This window comes from Allobosea massiliensis, assembly GCF_042655245.1.
Taxonomy (GTDB): domain Bacteria; phylum Pseudomonadota; class Alphaproteobacteria; order Rhizobiales; family Beijerinckiaceae; genus Allobosea; species Allobosea massiliensis.
Genome location: NZ_JBHSLU010000127.1, coordinates 26,903 through 49,362, shown reverse-complemented (window position 1 = coordinate 49,362; position 22,460 = coordinate 26,903). Strand labels below are relative to the sequence as shown.

18 protein-coding genes are annotated in these 22,460 nt (G+C 69.9%); 14 read left to right on the top strand and 4 right to left on the bottom strand.

The features are described from left to right. Positions 1 to 4 precede the first annotated feature (4 nt). The 9 genes from ACFPN9_RS27040 to ACFPN9_RS27000 all read left to right on the top strand — a co-directional run bounded on the left by ACFPN9_RS27040 (position 5) and on the right by ACFPN9_RS27000 (position 10,259). Positions 5 to 1,066, top strand: coding sequence for a flagellar motor switch protein FliG (locus ACFPN9_RS27040; protein WP_082735390.1), 1,062 nt, complete (start codon positions 5 to 7; stop codon positions 1,064 to 1,066). A gap of 32 nt (positions 1,067 to 1,098) precedes the next feature. Beyond that, positions 1,099 to 2,163, top strand: a complete 1,065-nt coding sequence (flhB, locus tag ACFPN9_RS27035; RefSeq protein ID WP_066724045.1) for a flagellar biosynthesis protein FlhB — start codon at positions 1,099 to 1,101, stop codon at positions 2,161 to 2,163. A gap of 170 nt (positions 2,164 to 2,333) precedes the next feature. Next, complete coding sequence (locus ACFPN9_RS27030; RefSeq protein ID WP_066724048.1) at positions 2,334 to 3,587, top strand: flagellin N-terminal helical domain-containing protein; 1,254 nt, start codon at positions 2,334 to 2,336, stop codon at positions 3,585 to 3,587. 162 nt (positions 3,588 to 3,749) lie between these two features. Continuing rightward, positions 3,750 to 5,375, top strand: coding sequence for a flagellar basal-body MS-ring/collar protein FliF (gene fliF / locus ACFPN9_RS27025; protein ID WP_066724051.1), 1,626 nt, complete (start codon positions 3,750 to 3,752; stop codon positions 5,373 to 5,375). After that, a complete protein-coding gene (locus ACFPN9_RS27020) occupies positions 5,372 to 6,037 on the top strand; it encodes a hypothetical protein (RefSeq protein WP_066724054.1) in 666 nt (221 codons plus the stop codon). Before fliF ends, ACFPN9_RS27020 begins: the two co-directional genes overlap by 4 nt. Positions 6,038 to 6,066: 29 nt before the next feature. Next, the gene (locus tag ACFPN9_RS27015; RefSeq protein WP_066724057.1) at positions 6,067 to 7,311 is read left to right on the top strand and encodes a MotB family protein; all 1,245 of its coding nucleotides are present in this window, start codon (positions 6,067 to 6,069) and stop codon (positions 7,309 to 7,311) included. After that, positions 7,308 to 8,516 (top strand): hypothetical protein, encoded by a 1,209-nt coding sequence (locus ACFPN9_RS27010; RefSeq protein WP_066724058.1) that lies wholly within the window; start codon positions 7,308 to 7,310, stop codon positions 8,514 to 8,516. Before ACFPN9_RS27015 ends, ACFPN9_RS27010 begins: the two co-directional genes overlap by 4 nt. Next, entirely contained in the window at positions 8,513 to 9,730 is a 1,218-nt protein-coding gene (locus ACFPN9_RS27005) for a flagellar hook-length control protein FliK (protein ID WP_066724060.1), read from the top strand. Before ACFPN9_RS27010 ends, ACFPN9_RS27005 begins: the two co-directional genes overlap by 4 nt. Beyond that, the gene (locus tag ACFPN9_RS27000; protein WP_066724063.1) at positions 9,678 to 10,259 is read left to right on the top strand and encodes a transglycosylase SLT domain-containing protein; all 582 of its coding nucleotides are present in this window, start codon (positions 9,678 to 9,680) and stop codon (positions 10,257 to 10,259) included. The genes ACFPN9_RS27005 and ACFPN9_RS27000 overlap by 53 nt, the downstream gene beginning before the upstream one ends. Before the next feature lie 10 nt (positions 10,260 to 10,269). On the opposite strand, the gene ACFPN9_RS26995 is transcribed toward ACFPN9_RS27000, so the two are convergent. From ACFPN9_RS26995 to ACFPN9_RS26985, 3 genes are read right to left on the bottom strand one after another with little or no spacing between them, the layout of a single operon-like run. Further along, entirely contained in the window at positions 10,270 to 11,382 is a 1,113-nt protein-coding gene (locus ACFPN9_RS26995; protein WP_066724066.1) for an ABC transporter permease, read from the bottom strand. Between the two features lie 3 nt (positions 11,383 to 11,385). Beyond that, the gene (rbbA, locus tag ACFPN9_RS26990; protein WP_066724069.1) at positions 11,386 to 14,148 is read right to left on the bottom strand and encodes a ribosome-associated ATPase/putative transporter RbbA; all 2,763 of its coding nucleotides are present in this window, start codon (positions 14,146 to 14,148) and stop codon (positions 11,386 to 11,388) included. Continuing rightward, complete coding sequence (locus tag ACFPN9_RS26985; RefSeq protein ID WP_066724072.1) at positions 14,145 to 15,215, bottom strand: HlyD family secretion protein; 1,071 nt, start codon at positions 15,213 to 15,215, stop codon at positions 14,145 to 14,147. Before ACFPN9_RS26985 ends, rbbA begins: the two co-directional genes overlap by 4 nt. A gap of 279 nt (positions 15,216 to 15,494) precedes the next feature. Between ACFPN9_RS26985 and ACFPN9_RS26980 the strand changes: the two genes are divergently transcribed. The 3 genes from ACFPN9_RS26980 to ACFPN9_RS26970 are packed head-to-tail and all read left to right on the top strand — an operon-like array spanning position 15,495 to position 19,886. Then, positions 15,495 to 17,273: a PHA/PHB synthase family protein gene (locus ACFPN9_RS26980; protein ID WP_066724074.1), complete on the top strand. Its 1,779-nt coding sequence runs from the start codon at positions 15,495 to 15,497 to the stop codon at positions 17,271 to 17,273. A 7-nt stretch (positions 17,274 to 17,280) separates the two neighbouring features. Next, complete coding sequence (locus ACFPN9_RS26975) at positions 17,281 to 18,696, top strand: bifunctional enoyl-CoA hydratase/phosphate acetyltransferase (RefSeq protein ID WP_156446628.1); 1,416 nt, start codon at positions 17,281 to 17,283, stop codon at positions 18,694 to 18,696. Beyond that, a complete protein-coding gene (locus ACFPN9_RS26970; RefSeq protein WP_066724080.1) occupies positions 18,696 to 19,886 on the top strand; it encodes an acetate/propionate family kinase in 1,191 nt (396 codons plus the stop codon). The genes ACFPN9_RS26975 and ACFPN9_RS26970 overlap by 1 nt, the downstream gene beginning before the upstream one ends. A 6-nt stretch (positions 19,887 to 19,892) precedes the next feature. Here ACFPN9_RS26970 and aptA read toward each other — a convergent pair whose 3' ends face one another. Next, positions 19,893 to 21,242: an omega-aminotransferase AptA gene (aptA, locus tag ACFPN9_RS26965; RefSeq protein WP_066724082.1), complete on the bottom strand. Its 1,350-nt coding sequence runs from the start codon at positions 21,240 to 21,242 to the stop codon at positions 19,893 to 19,895. A 136-nt stretch (positions 21,243 to 21,378) separates the two neighbouring features. Between aptA and ACFPN9_RS26960 the strand changes: the two genes are divergently transcribed. After that, positions 21,379 to 21,930, top strand: a complete 552-nt coding sequence (locus ACFPN9_RS26960; protein ID WP_066724085.1) for a cupin domain-containing protein — start codon at positions 21,379 to 21,381, stop codon at positions 21,928 to 21,930. 71 nt (positions 21,931 to 22,001) lie between these two features. Beyond that, positions 22,002 to 22,445, top strand: a complete 444-nt coding sequence (locus ACFPN9_RS26955; protein WP_156446629.1) for a MerR family transcriptional regulator — start codon at positions 22,002 to 22,004, stop codon at positions 22,443 to 22,445. Positions 22,446 to 22,460: the final 15 nt, after the last annotated feature.

The window sequence follows — 22,460 nt, the reverse complement described above, 5'->3', positions numbered from 1 at the left end:
CACGATGACGGCGATCGCGAAGGACAACCGGGCCGCAAGCCCCGCCATGCCCGCCCCGGCGGGCAAGACGGCGGCGCTCGGCGGCGCCGGCAAGGCGGCCGTGCTCGTGCTCGCCATGGGCAAGCCGCTGGCCGGACGGATGCTGAAGCATCTCGACACCGCCGAGGTCCGCGCGCTGATGCGGCGCGCCTCCGAGCTCGGCCCGGTCGCCGCCGACGACATCGCCGATCTCGTCGACGAGTTCAGCGACCAGTTCTCGCGCGGCATGAACCTGGTCGGCTCGCCCAGCGAGGTGCAGAAGCTGCTGACCGGCGTGCTGCCGCCCGAGGAGATCACCGAGATCATCGGCGAGACCGCGGAGGCCGCCAACCGCTCGATCTGGGACCGCATCTCGCAGATGCCCGAGAGCGCGCTCGCCGGCTATCTCGCCAAGGAGCACCCGCAGACCGCGGCCTATGTCCTGTCCAAGCTCAAGCCGGCCTGCGCCTCGCGCGTGATGACGCAGTGGCCGGCCGACAAGCGCCACGAGCTGATGCGCCGCATGCTGAACCTCAAGCCGGTGGCCGAGCAGCCGGCGGCCATCGTCGAGAAGGCGCTCTACGAAGGCTTCACGCTGAACCTCTCGCGCAACAAGGGCGCCGACACCCATGCCCGCATGGCCGACATCCTCAACAAGATGGACAGCCAGGACATGGAGGAGGCGCTGGGCAGCCTGCAGCGGATCCGGCCGGAATCGGCGGAGATGCTGAAGGGCCTGCTCTTCACCTTCGACGATATCGTCAAGCTCTCCGCCCGCGCCCGCATGGCGATCTTCGACCAGGTCCCGACCGACCGGCTCGTGCTCGCGCTCAAGGGCACGGAGGCCGCCTTCCGCGACCAGATCCTGTCCTCGCTCGCGGCCCGCGCGCGCCGCATCGTGCAGCAGGACCTCGAGAACGGCGAGCCGGCGCTGCAGCGCGACGTCGTCGACGCCCGCCGCGCCATCACCGACATCGCGCTGGAGATGGCGAGCCGCGGCGAGATCGAACTCAACCCGGACCGCGAGGAGGGCGCCTATTTCCAATAATCGGCAGGATGCCGACGGGGAGGTGACGATACGTGTCCGAACAGGACCAGGAGAGCAAGACCGAGGAAGCCTCCGAAAAGAAGGTGCGCGATGCCGTCGAGCGCGGCAACACGCCCTCCTCCAAGGAAGCTCCGATCTTCGCCGCCATCGCGGCGACGCTGATCGCCGGCGTCTTCCTGATGCGCGACGGCGCGGCCGCCATGGCGCGCCATCTCTCCGACTTCCTGGCCGACCCCGCCGGTTTCGACATCTCGACCAGCGGCAACACGACCGCGCTTCTGCTCCACGCCGCGATGCAGGCCGGCCTCTTCCTGTGGCCCGTCTTCGCGCTCTTCCTCGTCTTCGGCCTGAGTGCGGCCTTCCTGCAGCATCCGCCCCAGCTCGCCCTCGAACGGATCACGCCGCAATGGTCGCGGCTCTCGCCGTCCAAGGGCTTCACGCGGATCTTCGGCAGCCAGGGCCTCGTTGAATTCGGCAAGTCGTTGGCCAAGTTCGCCGCCATCACGGTGACCGTCTGGCTGATCCTCAAATCGGACAAGAACACGGTGGTGACGGCCATGCTGAGGGACCCCAGCGCCCTTCCGGAACTGATCCTGACCATCGCGATCCGCCTGCTCTCGGCGGCTTGCGTGGCCACGATCGTGATCGTCGCGATCGACCTGGTCTGGACGCAGAAATTCTGGCGCCGCTCGCTGCGCATGACCAAGCAGGAGGTCAAGGACGAGCACAAGCAGGCCGAAGGCGACCCGATCCTGAAGTCGCGCCGGCTCTCGCTCGCCCGCGACCGCGCCCGCAACCGCATGATGGCGGCCGTGCCCCGCGCCACCGTCATCATCGCCAACCCGACCCATTACGCCGTGGCGCTGCGCTATGTGCAGGAGGAGGGCGGCGCTCCCCTCGTTCTCGCCAAGGGCACGGACCTGATCGCGCTCAAGATCCGCGAGATCGCGGAAGCCAACGACATCCCCGTGGTCGAGGATCGCGCGCTCGCCCGCTCGCTCCACGCCGCCGTCCAGCTCGACCAGATGATCCCGCCGGAATTCTACAAGGTCGTCGCCGAGCTGCTCTGCCTCGTCTATGCGAAGAAGGTGGCGTGACGGCGCGCAGCGGCCCACCAGCCCCGCGCAAGCTTCGCCCGCTACACCAGACCCATGGCAGGTTGACCCGATGGGTGCGTCCCCGGCGTCAAAGGCATGAAGCCGCCCTGCCATCCCGGTGCAAACCCGGAATGTTCCCACCAATCCCTTCCAGATTGAGGAACATCATCATGACCAGCCTGCTCACCAACACCTCCGCGATGACTGCGCTGCAGACGCTGACGCAGACGAACAAGAACCTCGCCCAGTCGCAGAACCGCATCGCCACCGGCCAGCGCGTCTCGACCGCCTCCGACAACGCCGCCTACTGGTCGATCGCCACGACGATGCGCTCGGACAACAAGGCGCTCGGCGCGGTGCAGGACGCTCTCGGCCTCGGCGCCGCGACCATCGACACGATGTATACCGGCCTGAACGGCACGGTCGAAGTCGTCTCGGAGATCAAGGCCAAGCTCGTCGCGGCCCGTACCCCCGGCGTCGACCGCGACAAGATCCAGAGCGAGATCAAGGAGCTCCAGAGCCAGCTCAAGAACACGGCGGACTCCGCGGTGTTCAACGGCGAGAACTGGATCTCGGTCGACTCGACGGCGTCGAGCTACAACGCCACGAAGTCGGTCGTCTCGTCCTTCTCCCGCGCCGGCGGCCAGGTCCAGGTCGACACCGTCACCGTCGATCTGAACGCGATCAAGCTCTACGACGCGAACCTCGACACGGCCTATGCGGCGCAGACCTTCCCGACCGCCACCACCGCGGCCCGCGATCCCCTGCTCGACGTCGGCGGCAACATCACCGTCACCGTCGGCGCGGCTCCGGCTCTCAACATCGCGGTGGCCGCCGGCACCTCGCTGAAGGACATCGCGAAGGAGATCAACAAGCTCGGCGTCGAGGGTCTGTCGGTCGGCATCAACGCCGCCGGTGACGCCCTGGCGTTCAAGAGCCGCAACGATGCGAACGTCGTGATCGACGCCAGCGTCGCCGGTCTCGGCGCGGCGGTGACGCTGACGGCGCTGGCTGCCCCGGTCGACAGCAACAAGGGCATCCTGGACAAGACCTACGATGCCTATACCGGCACCGCCTGGGAGACCTTCTCCGTCGCCGACATCGACATCTCCAAGCTGACCGACAATGCCACGGACCTCGCCAAGCTCGAGACCTACATCTCGGCCGTCGACGATGCCCTGGGCACGATCACCGATGCCGCCACCAACCTCGGCGCCATCAAGAACCGCATCGGCCTGCAGCAGGACTTCGTGAAGGCCCTGAAGGACTCGCTCGATCGCGGTATCGGCCAGCTCGTCGATGCGGACATGAACGCCGAATCGACCCGCCTCCAGGCGCTGCAGACGCAGCAGCAGCTCGGCATCCAGGCGCTGTCGATCGCCAACTCCGGCAGCCAGAGCATCCTGTCGCTGTTCCGCGGCTGACGCGAAAGGCACCTCCAAACGACAGACAGGGCCGCGCTCTCCCCCGGGAGCGCGGCCTTTTCCGTCGTCGCCCGGCGGGACGCCGCCTGAACCCGCGCAATGCTCGCGCAAGGCTCGCCCAGCACAGTGGCGTCATCACCTGCCACGCATGAAGGAACGACGATGCCGGGCCGGCAATACGCGGAAGAGATCTGGCTCAACCTCCAGCAACTGGGTCCGAAGCGACTGGCCGCTCTGGCCGCGATCGGCCTCTTCGTCTTTGCCGCGATCGGCATCAGCGCCTATCAGCTGAGCCGGCCCGAGCTGACCGTGCTTTACAGCGGGCTGCAGCGCGAGGACGTCAACCGCATCGGCGCGGCGCTGCAGGAATCCGCCGTCGTCTTCGACGTCAATTCCGAGGGCACGCAGATCCTGGTCAAGCCGTCCCAGGCCGCCCAGGCCCGCATGCTGCTGGCCGAAAAGGGCCTGCCGCGCAGCACCAGCGGCGGCTACGAGCTCTTCGACAAGCTCGGCTCGCTCGGCCTGACCTCCTTCATGCAGGAGGTCACCCGCGTGCGCGCCATGGAGGGCGAGCTCGCCCGCACCATCCAGCTCATGCGCGGGGTCAAGGCGGCGAGCGTGCATCTCGTCCTCGCCGACAAGGGCTCGTTCCGGCGCGACCAGCAGCCGGCCTCCGCCAGCGTCGTCGTGCGGACCGAGACCTCGGGCGCCGGCCATGTCGCGCAGGCGATCCGCCATCTCGTCGCCTCGGCCGTGCCGGGCCTCTCGGCCGAGAAGGTGACTGTGCTCAATACCGACGGCACCCTGCTCGCGACCGGCGGCGAGCCCGGCCAGATGGCCTCCTCCAAGCTCGCGGGCCTGCAGCAGAGCGTCAGCCGCGAGATCCAGGACAATGTCCGCAAGGCGCTGACGCCCTATCTCGGCCTCGAGAATTTCGAGATCAGCGTCGCCACCGAGCTGAACACCGACCGGAAGGAAACCAGCGAAACGGTCTTCAACCCCGATTCCAAGGTCGAGCGCTCGGTCCGGGTCGTGCGCGAGAACGACACCTCCCAGAACGCCGCGACGCAGGAGCCGACCACGGTCGAGCAGAACGTGCCGGAGCGCGCCGTGCGCGCCGATGGCGGCCAGCGCTCCAGCGAGGAGAAGCAGCGCCGCGAGGAGCTGACCAATTACGAGATCTCCTCCAAGCGCATCCAGACCGTCAGCGACGGCTACTCGGTCGCCAAGATGTCGATCGCCGTGCTGATCAACCGGCCGCGCCTCGTCGAATCGCTCGGCGCCTCACCCAGCCCCGAGGCGATCGAGGCCAGGCTGGAGGATGTCCGCCAGGTCGTGGCCTCCGCCGCCGGCGTCAACAACCAGCGCGGCGACGCGGTCAAGGTGCTGGCGGTCGACTTCCTCCAGGGCAGCCGCACGCTGGAGCCGACGCCGCCCGTCGGCGTCGCCGAGGCGCTGCTGCGCCAGTCGGGCACGCTGATCAACGCGGTCACCATCCTCGGCCTCGCCGCGCTGATCATCTGGTTCGGCCTGCGGCCCTCGATCAACGCCATCCTCAAGCGCCCGGCGCCGGCCGCCGTCGCCGCGATCACCGAGGACGCGACCGTCTCGGCCGTCGATCCCCAGCTGCAGATCGCCGGCGGCGAGATCGGCCTCAACCTGATCGGCGACCTCACCAACGCCTCACAGCGCTCGCCGCTGCGCAAGCTGGAGCAGCTGATCGACTTCAACGAGGCCCAGGCCGCCGCGATCCTGAAGCGGTGGATCCATGAGGGAGAGCGCGCGTGAAGCACCGGTCCGCCGCCGACTTCATCCCGAGCTTCGAGATCGACGAAAGCGAGCTCGCCCTCCTGCCGGAGGCCGGCACGGCCGCGCCCGAGCCCGAGATCGAGCTGCCCGCCTTCCTGCCACGCACCCCGCGCGAACCGCCACCGGATCTCGACGCCATCTTCGAGAACGGCCGCCAGGCGGGTCTCGCCGAGGCCCGCGCCGAAGCGCAGGCCGCAGCCGCCCGCCAGACGCAGGCCGCCGAGGCGGCCCTCGAACAGGCGCGGCTCGCCTGGGCCGAGGCGGTGGCGACGCCGCTGGCCGCCGAGCTGCCCCGGGCGCTCGCAGCTCTGGGCGAGAGCCTCGCCGAGACGACCGGGCGGCTGCTGCGGCCCTTCCTCGAGCGTGAACTCAGCGACGCCGCGAGCCGCGCGCTGATCGACCAGATCCGCCCGCTGCTCAGCGGCGGGGACGGGGCCGTGATCCGCGTCAGCGGCCCGGCCGACCTGCTGGCGACCCTGCGCGGCGTCTTTCCCGCCGGGACGGCGGTCGAGTTCGCCGAGACCGAGGCGGTCGATGTGTCGATCGTCCTCGGCGAGACCGTCATCGAAACCCGCATCGCGGCCTGGGTCGCGCGGCTCCGCGGCCAGGGCCCGGATCGCCGCCGCCGGCCCGCCGCCTGAACCCGCACGTCCGCATCGGAGGCCGCTCCATGGACACCGACCGCCAGGATTTCATCATCCTCCGCCGCAGCGCCGGCCGCCCGACGGATCAGATCAAGACCGGCGTCTGGAAGATCGCCCATGCCGACTTCATGACGGCGATGATGGCGCTCTTCCTCGTGCTCTGGCTGGTCAACTCGACCAATCGCGAGACGCGCCAGACGGTCGCCCAGTATTTCAACCCGATCAAGCTTTCCGACACGACCTCGGACCGCAAGGGCGTGCGCAACCCGCAGGACGCCGAGCCCGGCGAGGTCGACAGCACCAGCCGCCATGACGGCGACGAGGTCGGCGCCGCCAAGACCGGCTCCGACCGGCGGCCGAGCGCGACGCTGAAGGATCCACGCCAGGGCAAGGCCGCCTTCGAGGATCCCTATGCCGTTCTCGCCGAGGTCGCCGCCGCCAAGCCCGAACCCGGTTCCGACCGGGCCTCGACGCTGACGCTCGGGGCTACCGGCAAGCCGGGGATGAATGGCGGCGAGGCAATGCGCGACCCCTTCGACCCGAACTTCTGGCGCCAGACGCCCCAGACCGACAGGCCCGAGCGACAGCAGGCCTTCGCGGGAGACGCCGCCCCGGCGCCAGCGGCCGCGAGCGAGTCCGCCCCGAAGCCGCAGCCCTCGGGCGAAGCCATGACAACTGTCGCCGCGAACCCGCCCGTCGCCGACCCACCTTCGGGGGTGGCGGTGGCAACCCCGGCCGTGTCTCCCGCGATGTCGCCGCGCCCGGGGCTCGCGGCCACTGCCACGACCACCACCGCCATGGCGTCGCGCGCCGACGAGGCGATGGCCTCGGCCATTGCCTCGGCCATCGCCAGGGGCGGGCCCCAGCGGGCCGACCAGCCGCAGGTCGATGTCCGCAAGACCGACGAGGGCGTGCTGATCAGCCTGACCGACAACGCCAATTTCGGCATGTTCGGCATCGGCTCGGCCGAGCCGCATCCGCAGACTGTGGCCGCGATGCAGCGCGTCGCCGCCGTGCTGAAGGAGCGCGAGGGCGCCATCGTCATCCGCGGCCATACCGATGCGCGGCCCTTCCGCGATGGCCGCAGCGACAACTGGCGGCTCTCGACCTCGCGCGCCCATACGGCCCAGGACCTGCTGGTTCAGGGCGGCATCAGCCAGTCCCGGATCGAGCATATCGAGGGCCATGCCAGCCGCCGGCCGCGCGCCAGTGACCCCAACGCCGCCGAGAACCGCCGCATCGAGATCCTGATCCGGGAGAAGCGCGCATGAGGCGCCTGTTCCTGCTGGCCGTCGCGCTCGCGCTGGCGACACCGGCCCTGGCGGCTCAGGAGTCCGCGCCGGCGCCGGCCCCGCCCTATCAGCTCGTGCGCACCCTGCAGTCGCTGCAGAACGAGGCGGCCGCCGGCAACCGGGCCGCCCACGCCGCCCAGACCAAGCTGCTGCGCGATCTCGAACAGGCGATGGCGGCGCAGCCTGCCGCGGTCTGGGACGATCCCCGCAACACCCGCGCCGCCGTGCAATATGTGCTGAGCGGCGGCCAGCCCGGTCCCCTGGCCGAGCTGGTCAGGCGCGGCGAGCCGGTTGGGCTGCCCAAGGGCCTGGCCGAGGGCGCGCTCGCCTATGTCATGGGCGATGGCGCCCGGGCGAAGGCGCTGCTGATGCCGCTCGACCCCGCCGGCCTGCATGAATCGCTGGCCGGCCATCTCGCCCTCGTCCAGGCCACGCTGATCCTGCGCGACGACCAGAAGCGGGCGCTGCAGCTGCTCGACCAGGCGAGGCTGGCCTCGCCCGGCTCGCTGGTCGAGGAGGGCGCGCTGCGCCGGGCCGTCTTCATCGCCGCCGAGATCAACGATCTCGACCGGCTGGAGAAGGGCACCGCCCAGTACATGCGGCGCTTCGACCGCTCGGTCTATGCCGAGCATTTCCGCCAGAGCTTCGCCACCGGGCTGGTGCGCTTCGACATCGGCCGCGACCCGGCCAAGTTTCCCAAGCTGGTGGCGACGTTGCGCGCCTTCGACCGCGAGCAGCAGCGCGCCGTGCTCCTGATCATCGCCCGCGACGCACTGGTGCGCGGGCGCTTCGAGCAGGCGCGCCTCGCCGCCGAGGAGGTGGCGCGGATTCCCGGCGCCGATCAGGCCACCGTCACGCGCGCCTCCTTCTACCGCGCCGCCTCGCGCATCGGCCTCGACCGGAGCGGCGGCAGTCTCGACACGCTGAAATCCATCGACGCCAAACGGCTGCCGCCGGACGAGCAGGACATCCTGCGCACCGCCCTGCGCGTCGCCGCCGAGATCGTCGATGCGCCCCCCGGCGGCGCCCAGACTCCCGCCCCGGCCGTCACCGCCGAACCCGCCGGTCTCGACCCACGGATGAAGCGCCTGCTGTCGGGGGCCGAGCGCAGCCTCGCCGAGGCGCAGAAGCTGCTCGCCGACCCCGTCTTCACCCCCGTCCGCTCCGGAGAAGCCCGGCCATGAGCCAGGTCGAGACACCCGTTCTGCCATCCCCCCGCGGCGCCGAGGCTGCGAAGAACCCCAAGACACGCCTGACGGCCGGCGGGCGCGAGGAGCGTGGCCAGGCCTTCCGCTCCCTGCTGCAGACGCTCGACAAGGGCGCCGGCAAGGGCGTTGCCGAGAAGCCCACGGAGCCGGGCCGCGCGGAGCCCGGGGACAAGGCCGAGGCCTTCCCCGCCGAGCGCCTCGCCGATCTCCTGGCCACCGCCCCGACGGAACCGACCATCCCCACCGACGGCGCGGCCGATGCGGCGCGGCTCCTGCTCGGCGCAGCCCAGCCCCCCGCCCCGGAGACGCGGCCCGAACCACGTCGCGAAACCGGCCCGCGCCGCGACGGATTCGCCGCGCTGAACGGCGTTCTCGCCCGGGCCGCCACCGGCGCGGCCGATGCCCTGGAACCGGCCCCGCGGCCCGCGACGGCAGAGGCAGGTATCGCGCTGCCGACGGAGGAAGTCGCCCTGCCCGATCTGCCGGACGCGACGGGCTTGCTCGATCCGAAGCCGGCCGCCGCCGAGGTCACAGCGAAGGACGCAGGCCCGGACAAGCCCTTCACCATCGCCGTTATCCGGCAGGAGACGCATCTGCCGCCGGTCATGCGCCTCTCGCCGCTGCAGCAGGTCGCCGAGCCGATCCGGCAGGCGGCCTCCGAGCTTTCGGCGTCGCGCGCGGAGGAGGTTCCAGATCTCGGGACGGCGAAGCCCGGCGGCATCGCCGAGCCGACGAAGATCCTGCACATCCAGCTCAGCCCGGTCGAACTCGGCAGCATCGTCGTCAAGCTGCGCATCTCGCAGGGCGGCATGGAGGTACGACTGGAGGCCAGCCGCGCCGAGACCGCGCAATTGCTCGCGAATGACCGCGAGGCCCTGCGCGAGATCGTGCGGGCGAGCGGCCATGCGCTCGATCAGGTCTCGGTCGAGACCGTCCATGTCGAATCGGCCGGCGCCGATCCACGCCCGGGCCAGGACGCGCCCCGCGACGGCACGCGCGAGGAGGGGGCCGGCCGCAACGGCCGCGGCTTCGACCCCTCGCGCCAGCAGGACAGGCAGAACGACCGGCAAAATGACCGGCCATCACCGCAACGACAGGACGCCCGCAACGAGGCCCTCATCAGCACGGAGGACACCCATGATCGCCGCGAAAGCCATCGCCCTGGCCGCGACCCTCTTCGCTATCTCTAGCCTGTTCACGCCGGCCGCCGCCCAGACGGTCTGCGAGGAGCATATGATCCGCGTCTCGAAGGCCTATGACATCCCCGTCGGCGTGCTCTATTCGGTCGGCCTGACCGAAAGCGGCAGGCGCAATTCGCTGCAGCCCTATGCGCTCAACATCCATGGCCGCGCCTTCTTCGGCGCGAGCAAGGAGGAGGCGCTGGCCGAATTCCAGGCCTCGCGGGCCCGCGGCAAGAAGCTGATCGACATCGGCTGCATGCAGATCAACCATCATTACCATCGCGACCAGTTCCCCAGCCTCGACGCGATGTTCGACCCGGCGCTGAACGTCGAATACTCGGCCAAGTTCCTGAAGCGGCTGAAGGCCCGCCATACGAGCTGGACCATGGCGGTGGCGCGCTATCACGCCGGGCCGCACAACAACCCGGCCCAGCATCGCTATGTCTGCACCGTCATCCGCAACATGGTCGCCACCGGCTTCGGCCAGTGGACCGACAATGCGCGCTCCTTCTGCGGGGCCAAATACGCCCGCTCCTGAGGCGCCGCCCTCAGCGCAGGAAACGCCGGAAGCGCCGCAGCGACACGGCAAAGAGCGCCGCGCCGATGCCGATCAGGGCGAGCAGCTGCGGCCAGACCACGTCGAGCCCCGCCCCGCGGAACAGCACCGCCTGGGCGAGGATGACGAAATGGGTGTTGGGCGCCGCCAGCATGATCGTCTGCACGATCTCGGGCATGCTCTCGCGCGGGGTCATGCCGCCCGAGAGCATCTGCAGCGGCAAGAGCACCATCATCAGCAACAGCCCGAACTGCGGCATCGAGCCGGCGATGCTCGCCAGGAAGATGCCGAGCGAGGTGGTGGCGAAGAGCAGCAGCGCCGCGCCCAGCAGGAAGAGCGGGATGCTGCCCTCGATCGGCACGCCCAGCATCCCCTGGACCACGACGATCAGCGACAGCGCCGAGGCGGCGAGCACGACCAGCCCCATCGACCAGACCTTGCTCGTCATGATCTCGAAGGGCGTCACCGGCATCGCCAGCAGGTGTTCGATCGTGCCGTGCTCGCGCTCGCGGATCAGCGCCGCGCCGGTCAGCACGATGGACAGCATGGTGATGCTCAAAACCACGTTCATCACCGCGCCGAACCAGCCCTTGTTGAGCTCCGGATTGAAGCGCAGGCGCTGGACGAGCTCGACCGGCGAGGCCGCCGTCCCGCGGGCCCGCTGACTGAACTCGGTGATCTCCGCCCCGACGATGCTCTGGATGTAGACATTGCCGCTGAAGGCCTGGGTCATCCGCGTCGCGTCGACATTGAGCTGGATCGCAGGCTTGCGTCCGGCGAGCAGGTCGCGCTGGAAATTGGGGGGAATGTCGAGCGCGAAGGTGTCGAGCCCGGCATCCATGCGCCGGTCCATCTCGGTGGCGGTGATCACCCGCGGCGGCGTGAAATAGGGCGGATAGAACGCCGTGACGATGCGCGAGGAGAGCGGCGAGCGGTCCTCGTCGACGATCGCGATGGCGGCGCGGTTGAGCGTCTCCGGCACCGCCTTGGTCTGGCTGTAGATCGCCAGCGTGAAGCTGTAGACGATCAGCACCAGCAGGGTCGTGTCGCGCAGCAGACCGCGGATTTCCTTGATCCCGAGATGCAGGATGTTCGCCGGCCGCATCGCTCACCGCGCCTGTTTCTTGAGGAGGAACGTGGCCAGCCCGAGCAGCACCGGCACGGCGATCAGCAGGGGAACGAAGCTGCCCCCGAGATCGCCGAAGCCCAGCCCCTTGGAGAAAGTGCCGCGCGAGATCGTCATGAAATGCGCGGTCGGATAGATCCGTCCGACCAGCGCGCCCACCCCCTGCAGCGAGGAGACCGGGTCGGTCATGCCGGAAAACTGCGTCGCCGGCAGCAGGGTCAGGATCGTCGTGCCGAAGATCGCCGCGATCTGGCTGGTCATGAAGCTGGAGATCAGCAGCCCCATCGCCGTAGCCGCCACCACATAGACGAAGGCAGCAGTGGCGAAGGCGAGGAGATCGCCCGTGAAGGGCACGCGGAAGACGAAGACGGCGAAGAGCGTCAGCAGCAGCGCATTGGCGAGCGCGAGCGCGATATAGGGCAGCTGCTTGCCGAGCAGGAATTCGAACCGCGTCACCGGGGTGACATAGAGGTTGATGATCGAGCCCAGCTCCTTCTCCCTGACGACGCTGAGCGCCGAAAGCATCGCCGGGATCATCAGCAGAAGCAGTGGGATCACCGCCGGCACCATCGCGACGAGGCTCTCGATATTGGGGTTGTAGCGATAGCGCGTCTCGATGCGGAACGAGGCGCTGGCCGCGTCCTCGCCGAGAAGCAGGCGCATCTTCTGCGTCAGCCAGGCACTGTGCAGGCCCTGGACATAGCCCTGCACGGTCTCGGCCCGCTGCGGCATCGCCCCGTCGATCCAGGCCGCGACCGCGACGGGACGTCCGCGCGCGAGATCTCGCCCGAAGCCGGGCGGAATCTCGATGGCGAGCGCCAGTTCGCCGCGGCGCATCCGCCGGTCGAGATCGGCATAATCGCTGATCGGCGCGGTCTCGACGAAGTAGCGCGATCCGGCCATCCCCAGCGCGTAATCGCCGCTGGCGAGCGTCCGGTCGTGATCGAGCACGGCGAAGGACAGCTTCTCGACGTCGAAATTGATGCCGTAGCCGATGACGAACATCAAAAGCAGGCTGCCGACCAGCGCCAGCGTGGCGCGGATCGGGTCACGCCTGAGCTCCAGCGCCTCGCGCCGCGAGTAGCTGAGCATCCGGCGCGGATCGAACAGGCGGCGCTCCGCATGGGGAGCGGCCACCGCCACGGCGGTAGGCTGCGGAGCCACCGGCGCGGGTTGCGGCGGCGCCCCTGCCTCCCCGATCGCCTCCTCCAGATAGCCGATGAAGGCGTCCTCCAGCGTGGCGCTGCCGCGCTGCGCGACGATCGCCGCCGGCGTGTCGCTGACCAGCACCTTGCCGGCATGCATCAGCGAGATGCGGTCGCAGCGCTGCGCCTCGTTCATGAAATGGGTCGAGATGAAGATGGTGACGCCGTCGCGCCGCGACAGATCGGCCAGGATCTGCCAGAGCCCGTCGCGGGCGACCGGATCGACGCCAGAGGTCGGTTCGTCGAGGATCAGGATTTCCGGCGCATGGATCAGCGCCACCGCCAGCGACAGGCGCTGGCGCAGGCCGAGCGGCAGCGCGTCCGGCAGCGCATCCATCACGGAAGCGAGGTCGAACCGCTCCACCATCTCGGCCACGCGGGCCGGAATGCTCTCCGGCGGCAGCCGGAACAGGCAGGCGTGCAGGTCGAGATTCTGCGCCACCGTCAGCTCGGAATAGAGCGAGAAGGCCTGCGACATGTAGCCGACGCGCTGGCGCACGCGCATGTCGCGCGGGTCGACCTCCGCACCGAACAGCCGGGCCCGGCCCTCGCTCGCGGCCAGCAGCCCGGTCAGCATCTTCATCGTCGTCGACTTGCCGCAGCCGTTCGAGCCGAGGAAGCCGAAGATCTCGCCGCGCGGGATCCGGAAGCTGACCCGGTCGACCGCGACGAAATCGTCGAAGCGCATCGTCAGATCCTCGGCCTCGATCGCGATCTCGGCATGGGTCTCCGCGTCGCGCGGCGCAATGACGACGGCATGGTGGAGCTTGCGCTTCTCCTCCGGCAGCAGCGCGATGAAGGCCTCGTCGAGCGTAACAGCGCCGGTCTGCGCCAGGAGGTCTGCCGGCGCACCCGTGGCGAGGACGCGTCCTGCATCCATCGCCACCAGCCAGTCGAACCGTGCCGCCTCTTCCATATAGGCGGTGGCGACGACGACACTCATGCCGGGTCGCCCGGCGCGGATCGTGTCGATCAGCTCCCAGAACTGGCGCCGCGACAGCGGATCGACGCCGGTGGTCGGCTCGTCCAGGATCAGCAGATCGGGATCGTGAATCAGCGCGCAGCACAGGCCGAGCTTCTGCTTCATCCCGCCCGAAAGCTTGCCCGCCGGCCGGCCGGCGAAGGGCGCGAGCCCCGTGCTCGCCAGCAGCTCGGCGATGCGCCGTTCGCGCTCGGCCCGGCCCTGCCCGAACAATCGCCCGAAAAACTCGACGTTCTCGAACACCGACAGCGTCGGATACAGGTTCTTGCCGAGGCCCTGCGGCATATAGGCGATGCGCGGGCAGGCCGCGCGCCGATGCGCCGCATTCGCCATGTCGCCGCCGAGGACCGTGACCGAACCCGTCTGGATCATGCGCGCGCCGGCCACCAGGGACAGCAGGCTCGATTTGCCGACGCCGTCGGGACCGATCAGCCCGACCATGCAGCCCGATGGAAGATCGACGGTCACGCTCTCGAGCGCCCGGGTCTGGCCGTAGCTCAGGCCGACGCCGGCGAGGCTGACGACCGGCGCCCCGGCCGCGGCCGGAAGCGCGCTCATTGAACCAGGCCGGTCTGGAGGCGCTGCGGCCAGGCCGCTTGCGGATCGAGCTGGACATAGGCCACGCCCGGCAGCCCGGTCTTCACCTGCTGGATATGCTTGCGCAGCAGCTCGGGCGGGATCCGCGCCTTGATGCGGAACATCAGCTTCTCGCGCTCCTGCGTCGTCTCCACCGTCTTCGGCGTGAACTGGGCGACATCGGCGACGAAGGAGATCGAGGCCGGGATGACGAGCCTCGGCGCCGCGTCGAGCACGATCCGCGCCGGGGCGCCGATCGCGACGCGGCCCGCCTGCCCGGTCGGCAGGAAGAAAGTCATGAACACGTCCTGCAGATCGACGAGATTGAGCACGCGCCCGCCTGCCGCCACCACCTCACCCGGCTGGGCGACGCGATACTGGACGCGCCCGTCGCGCGGGGCCTTCAGCGCGCTGTCGTCGATATCGGCATCGAAGCGCCGCACCGTCGCCTGCGCGGCCGCCACCGCGGCCTGCGCCCCGACGACCTGCGATACCGCCGAGCTGATGGCAGCGTCACTGGCAGCGAGCTGCGCCTTGGCGGCGCCGACGGCGGCCGTGGCGCCCTGGGCCCGGGCCCGGTCGTCGTCGAGCACCTGGTCGGAGACATTGCCGCGCTCGGAGAGCTGTTCCGACCGGCCGAGCTTGCGGCGGGCGGCATCGAGCTCGGCCTCGCGCTGGGCGACGACGGCGGTCGCCGCAGTTTTCTCGGCCTGCCGCTGCACGACAAGGCTCTTGGCCGTATCGACCGCGATCACCGCCCGCTCATACTGCGCCTGCGCCTCGGCGCGTTGGGCCTCCAGCGTCTCGGTGTCCATCCGCGCGACGATCTGGCCGGCCGTGACGAAGTCGCCCTCATTGGCCAGCATCTCCTTGATCCGGCCGGAGACGCGCGCGGCGACGTCGATCTCCACCGCCTCGATACGGCCATTGCCGCTGGCAAGCCCCTCCGGCAGGTCCCCGGCACGCAGACGCTGCCAGGCGAGATAGCCGATTCCGGCTGCGAGGAGGGCGACGACCGGCAGCAGCCAGCCGGCTTTCGGGAGTTTCATCGGATCGGCCTTCCGCGGACGGGACGACGGGCAAACCGCATCCGCGGCGCAGCGGCACCACGGAGGGTCGGAGAAAGACTTGCGCGGGGACGGCTTCGCCCGTCTCGTCCCCGCGACTGCAGGGTCCGACGGGCGCCGCCCGTCAGCATTGATCGAGGTCAACACGCGCGGCTGGCGGTGCAGCTAGCGTGGCGACAACCTGCGACGATGCCTGTGGCGGTGAAGCCGATCGGCCGGTCGGTCCGGTGCACTCAGATGGTCGAGGTTGAAGGATTGCCGATGACCGTCCCTGATGCGCTCCTGCCCTCGCCCACCGGGACGCAGGCCGATGCGCTCGGGCTGGAGGCCTTCGCCGCGATCGACCGGATGCGCGAGGCGCTCAGCGCCCAGTTCAGCGGCGGCCTTTCCCCGGCGGCACTGGCGCTGGCTTGCCTCGACTGGTCGACCCATCTCGCGGCCGCGCCGGGAAAGCGCGCGGAACTGGTCTGGAAGGCGGCCCGCAAGGCGACGAAGCTGGCCGGCCATCTCGCCGCCTGCGGCCTCGGAGCCGGGGATGGCGCCTGCATCGAGCCCCTGCCGGGGGACGAGCGCTTCGCCGGTGAAGCCTGGCGGCACTGGCCCTACAATCTGTGGGCACAGTCCTTCCTGCTGACGCAGCAATGGTGGCACAACGCCACCCGCGAGGTGCCGGGGGTGACCCCGCATCACGAGGAGGTCGTCGCCTTCGTCGCGCGCCAGCTGCTCGACATGATGTCGCCCGCCAACACGCCCTTCACCAATCCGCAGGTGGCGGCCCGCACGCTCGAAACCGGGGGCGCCAATCTCCTCGCCGGCTTCCGCAACGCGCTCGAGGACGCAGGCCGCGAGGCCTCGGGCCAGGGGCCGGTCGGCAGCGAGGCCTTCGTCGTCGGGCGCGACGTCGCGGCGACGCCAGGCAAGGTCGTCTTCCGCAACCATCTGATCGAGCTGATCCAGTATGCGCCCGCGACGGAGACGGTGCAGGCCGAACCGGTCCTGATCGTGCCGGCCTGGATCATGAAATACTACATCCTCGATCTCTCGCCGCGGAACTCGCTGATCCGCCATCTCGTCGCGCAGGGGCACACGGTCTTCTGCATCTCCTGGCGCAATCCGACGGCGGCCGACCGCGATCTCGGCCTCGACGACTACCGCTGCCTGGGCGTGATGGCCGCGCTGGACGGGATCGCCACGATCCTGCCGGGCCGGGCGATCCATGCCGCGGGCTACTGCCTCGGCGGCACGCTCCTGACCATCGCCGCCGCCGCCATGGCGCGGGCCGGCGACCGGCGCCTCGCCTCGCTGACCCTGCTGGCCGCGCAGACGGACTTCACCGAGCCCGGCGAGCTCGCCCTCTTCATCGACCACAGCCAGGTCCGCCTGCTCGAAAGCATGATGTGGAACCGCGGCTATCTCGCCTCGGACCAGATGGCCGGCGCCTTCCAGATGCTGCGCTCGAACGACCTCGTCTGGTCACGGCTGGTCCACGACTATCTCATGGGCGAGCGCACGCCGATGAACGACCTGATGGCCTGGAACGCCGACGCCACCCGCATGCCCTACCGGATGCATGCCGAATATCTGCGCCGGCTCTATCTCGACAACGAGCTCGCGACCGGCCGCCTGCTCGTCGACGGCCACCCCGTCGCCCTGCAGAACCTGCGCCTGCCGCTCTTCGCCGTCGGCACCGAGCGCGACCATGTCGCGCCCTGGCGCTCGGTCTACAAGATCCACGCCCTCGCCGACACCGACGTCACCTTCGTCCTGACCAGCGGCGGCCACAATGCCGGCATCGTCAGCGAGCCCGGCCACCCGCACCGGCACTATCGCATCGCGACGCGCCGTCACGATGATGTCCGGATCAGCCCCGATGAATGGCTCGAGCAGGCGAGGTCCTGCGAGGGCTCCTGGTGGGAAAGCTGGGTCGCCTGGCTCGGCGAGCGCTCGACCGGTCGCGTCGCGCCGCCTGCGATGGGTGCCACAGAGGCGGGCCTCGCGCCCGTCGCGGACGCGCCCGGAACCTATGTGCTGCAACGCTGAGGACGCCATGGACCAGATCATCCTCAGGAACCGCACCTTCGACGAACTGGCCGTCGGTGAGAGCGCCTCGCTCCAGCGCAGTGTCGGACGCGACGACATCGACCTCTTTGCCGCCGTCTCGGGCGACCTCAACCCGGCGCATCTCGATGCCGGCTTCGCCGCGGGCGAACGCTTCGGCCATATCGTCGCCCACGGACTATGGACCGGGGGCCTGATCTCGGCCCTGCTCGGCACCCGCCTGCCCGGCCCGGGCACCATCTATCTCGGTCAGGACCTGCAGTTCCGCCATCCGGTGGCGCCGGGCGACACCATCACCGCCACCGTCCGGGTCCGCGAGAAGCGCGCCGACAAGCGCATCGTCGTCCTCGATACCACCTGCACCAACCAGGACGGGGCACAGGTGCTGGCCGGCACCGCCACCGTGATCGCGCCGCAGGCCAGCGTCGCCTGGCCGAGCCCGCATCTGCCCGAGGTCGCGCTGCGTCGGCACGACCGCTATGACGCCTTCGTGCGCGACGCCCGTGCCCTGCCCTGGCTGCGCGTCGCGGTGATCCATCCCTGCTCGCCGGAGGCGATCATCGCCGCCGTCGAGATCCGCGACGAGGGCCTGCTGGCGCCGATCCTGGTCGGGCCGGAGGCGAAGATCCGGGCCGCCGCCGAGGCCGCCCGCGTCTCGCTCGACGGCATGCCGATCGAGGCCGTCGAGCACAGCCATGCCGCCGCCGCGCGCGGTGTCGAACTCGCCATGGCCGGCAAAGTCTCGATCCTGATGAAGGGCAGCCTGCACACCGACGAACTGCTCGGCGCGGTCGTCGCGGCCGGTTCGGGCCTGCGCACCGAGCGCCGCGTCAGCCATGTCTATGCGATGAGCGTGCCGGCCTATCCCAAGCCGCTGATCGTCACGGACGCCGCGATCAACATCCTGCCGACGCTCGAGCAGAAGCGCGACATCTGCCAGAACGCCATCGACCTGCTGCACACGCTCGGGATCGCGGAGCCGCTGGTGGCGGTCCTCGCCGCGGTCGAGACCGTGAATGCGCGGATGCCCGCGACGCTCGACGCCGCGGCGCTGACGGTGATGGCCGCCCGCGGCCAGATCACCGGCGCCCGCGTCGACGGGCCGCTCGCCTTCGACAATGCGATCAGCCCCGAGGCCGCCCGCACCAAGGGCATCATCTCGCCCGTCGCCGGCCAGGCCGACATCCTGCTGGTGCCCGATCTCGAGGCCGGCAACATGCTGGCCAAGCAGCTGATCTATTTCGCCGGCGCCGACGCGGCCGGCCTGGTGCTCGGCGCGCGCGTGCCGATCGTCCTGACCAGCCGCTCGGATTCGCTCAAGACCCGCATCGCCTCGGCCGCGCTCGCCAAGCTCGTCGCCTCGCGGCGCGGGCCCGGCATTCCCGCCAAGGGAGCCGGTGCGTGATGGGGAGTGACGACGGCCGCATCCTGCTGACCTTCAATGCCGGCTCCTCCACGGTGAAGCTCGGCCTGTTCGCGCTCGGGCCGCAGGGCCCGCGGCGCATCGGCAAGGGCATGATCGACTTCCGCCGCGCGCCGCTGCGCTTCGAGCTGACGGAGGGACCCGACCGTTTCGACATCGCCCTGGAATCCGGGCCAGGAGAGGAACTGGACGACGTGCTGAGCGAAGCGCTGCGCCGGCTCTCCTGGCATGTCGATCTCGACGCCGTCGCGGGCATCGGCCACCGCATCGTCCATGGTGGCGACGGTTTCGCCGGTCCCGTCCGCATCGACGAAGCGGTCGTGACCGCGCTCGAAGCCCTGACGCCGCTGGCGCCGCTGCATCAGCCGCAGGGCCTGCGGCTGGTCCGGGCCGTCGCACGCCTGCGGCCCGGCCTGCCGCAGACCGCCTCCTTCGACACCGCCTTCCACCGCAGCCAGGCCGACCTCGTCCGCCGTTTCGCGATTCCCCGTGCGCTGCACGACCAGGGCATCAAGCGCTACGGCTTCCACGGCCTGTCCTACGCCTTCGTCGCCGCCGAACTCGCCCGCCGGCGCCCCGATCTCGCCGAGGCAAAGGTCGTCGTCGCCCATCTCGGCAGCGGCGCCAGCCTCTGCGCGCTGGAAGGCGGCCTCAGCCGCGACACCAGCATGGGCTTCTCGGCGCTGGACGGCATCCCGATGGCGACACGCTGCGGAGCGATCGACGCGGGCGTGCTGCTGCATCTGCTCGGGCCGAGGGGCCAGAGCGTCGCTGAGGTCGAGGACCTGCTCTATCGCCGCTCCGGCCTGCTCGGGGTCTCCGGGATCAGCGCCGACAGCCGCGAACTGCTCGACAGCGAAGCGCCGGAAGCCGCGGAAGCGCTCGATCTCTTCACCTTCCGGATCGCCGGCGAGGTCGCACGGCTGGCGACGACGCTCGGCGGGCTCGATGCGCTGGTCTTCACCGCCGGCATCGGCGAGCACCAGCCGCGCATCCGCGCCGCGATCGCCCGCCGCCTCGCCTGGCTGGGGCTCACGCTGGACGAGAGCGCCAACGCCGGCAACGCCGCGACGATCTCGGCGCCGGGCAGCCGCGTCGAAGCCTTCGTCATCGCCACCGACGAGGAGCAGATCATCGCCGAGGAGGCCTGCGCGCTCCTCGGCGCCGCCTGAACCGGCTCAGGCCAGCCGCTCCAGCGCACCGCGCAGCAGCGAGACCATCTCCTCGATCTGGGAGGGCTCGCAGATCAGCGGCGGCGACAGCGCGATAACGTCTCCGGTGACGCGGATCAGCAGCCCCTTCTCGAAGCAGTCCACGAAGGCCTCATAGGCGCGCGCGCCGACGGCGCCGGGCCGCGAGGCCAGTTCGATGCCCGCGACGAGGCCGATGGTTCGGATGTCGATGACATGCGGCACGCCGCGCAGCGCATGCAGCGCCTCCTCCCAGAGCGGCGCAAGAGCCTGCACCCGCGTCAGCAGCCCCTCGCCGGCATAGATGTCGAGCGTGGCGAGGCCCGCCGCGCAGGCCACCGGATGCCCGGAATAGGTGTAGCCGTGGAACAGCTCGATCGTGGCTTCGGGCCCGTTCATCAGCGCGTCATGGACCTTGCGCGCGGCGAAGACGGCGCCCATCGGGATCGTGCCGTTGGTGATGCCCTTCGCGGTCGTCATCAGGTCCGGCATCACGCCGAAATATTCACTGGCGAAGGGGGTGCCGAGTCGGCCGAAGCCGGTGATGACCTCGTCGAAGATCAGCAGGATGCCGTGGCGCGTCGCGATCTCGCGCAGCCGCTCGAGATAGCCCTTGGGCGGCACCAGAACGCCGGTCGAACCCGCCATCGGCTCGACGATCACCGCCGCGATCGTCTCCGCCCCGTGCAGCGCGACCAGCCGCTCGAGATCGTCGGCGAGTTCGGCGCCATGGTCGGGCTGGCCCTTGCTGAAGGCGTTGCGCTCCAGATCATGCGTATGACGCAGATGGTCGGCGCCCGGCAGCAGCGGGAAGACGCGGCGGTTGTTGACCAGCCCGCCCACCGTGATGCCGCCGAAGCCGACGCCGTGATAGCCGCGCTCGCGACCGATCAGCCGCGTCCGCGTGCCCTGGCCGATGGCGCGCTGATAGGCGATCGCGATCTTCAGCGCGGTGTCGACCGATTCCGAGCCCGAGCCGGTGAAGAAGATCCGGTCGAGCTTGCCGGCGCCCTCGCCCGGCGCGATCGCCGCCAGCCGCTCGGCGAAATCGAAGGCGATCGGATGGCCCATCTGGAAGGACGGCGCATAGTCGAGCGTCGCGAGCTGGCGCTCGACGGCTTGCGTGATCGGCTGGCGGCCATGGCCGGCATTGACGCACCAGAGGCCGGCCGTGCCGTCGATGACCTTGCGCCCGTCCTCGGTGGCGTAGTGCATCCCCTGCGCCGAGGCGAGCAGGCGCGGCGCCGCCTTGAACTGCCGGTTGGCGGTGAAGGGCATCCAGTAGCTGTCGAGCGAACGGGCGTTCTGCAGGGCCTGCGGTGGCGTGGCGATGGTCATGGGTGATCTCCTCTTCCGGCAGGGAGCACCGTTTGACCAATCCGAACAAGTCTGTTTCGGATTTCCAGCAAGCGCTTGTTTTTGCTGAAAACAAAGTGAGAATGGTGCGGATATCGACCAGGGAGACCACGCCCCCGTGAGCGACACCGACATCGGCGCGCGGCTGCGCTATCTGCGCACCCGCCACGGGCTATCGCAGCGGGCGCTGGCGAAGCGTGCCGGCGTGACCCATTCCACCGTCTCGCTGATCGAATCCAACGGTGTGAACCCCTCCGTCGGCGCGCTGAAGCGCATCCTCGACGGCATCCCGATCGGCCTCTCCGAATTCTTCGCGCTGGAGCCGGACCGCCCGCGACAGGCCTTCTACCGCGCCGACGAACTGGTCGAGATCGGCAAAGGCGGCATCTCCTACCGCCAGATCGGCGAGAACCTCTTCGGCCGCGCCCTGCAGATCCTGAAGGAGCGCTACGAGCCCGGCACCGACACCGGCCGCGTGCCGCTCTCGCATGATGGCGAGGAGGGCGGCATCGTGCTCTCCGGCCGGCTAGAGGTCTCAGTCGACGACGAGCGGCGCATCCTCGGCCCCGGCGACGCCTATTACTTCGAGAGCCGCCGGCCGCACCGCTTCCGCTGTGTCGGCCCGGTCGCCTGCGAGGTCGTCAGCGCCTGCACGCCGCCCTCGTTCTGATCGAGGTTCTTGACCACCACCCGTCACGCGCCCACCTTGAGCTTCAGTGACTAGAGCTTTGGAGTGAGCCGATGCCGACCGCAACTGTCGAGCGCGTGATGCCGATCGGGGCGCTGGCCGAGCGCACCGGGGTCAAGGTCGAGACCATCCGCTATTACGAGCAGGTCGGCCTGCTGCCGCCGCCCGAACGCTCGGGGGGCAACCAGCGGCGCTATGGCCGGCGCCATGTCGAGCGCCTCGCCTTCATCAAGCATGCCCGCGACCTCGGCTTCGCGGTCGAGGCGATCCGCGCTTTGCTCAGGCTCTCCGACAATCCAGCCATGGCCTGCGACGAGGCCCATGCCATCGCGGTGGCCCATCGCGACGAGGTCCGCCGCAAGATCGCGCGGCTGCGCTCGCTTGAGGCCGAGCTGGAGCGCATCGCCGCGACCTGCTCCGGCGGCGTCGCTGCCTGCGACTGTGCCGTCATCGAGGCACTGGCCGACCATGGCCGCTGCAGCCACGCCGCGCATTGACGCTGCGGCTCTCGC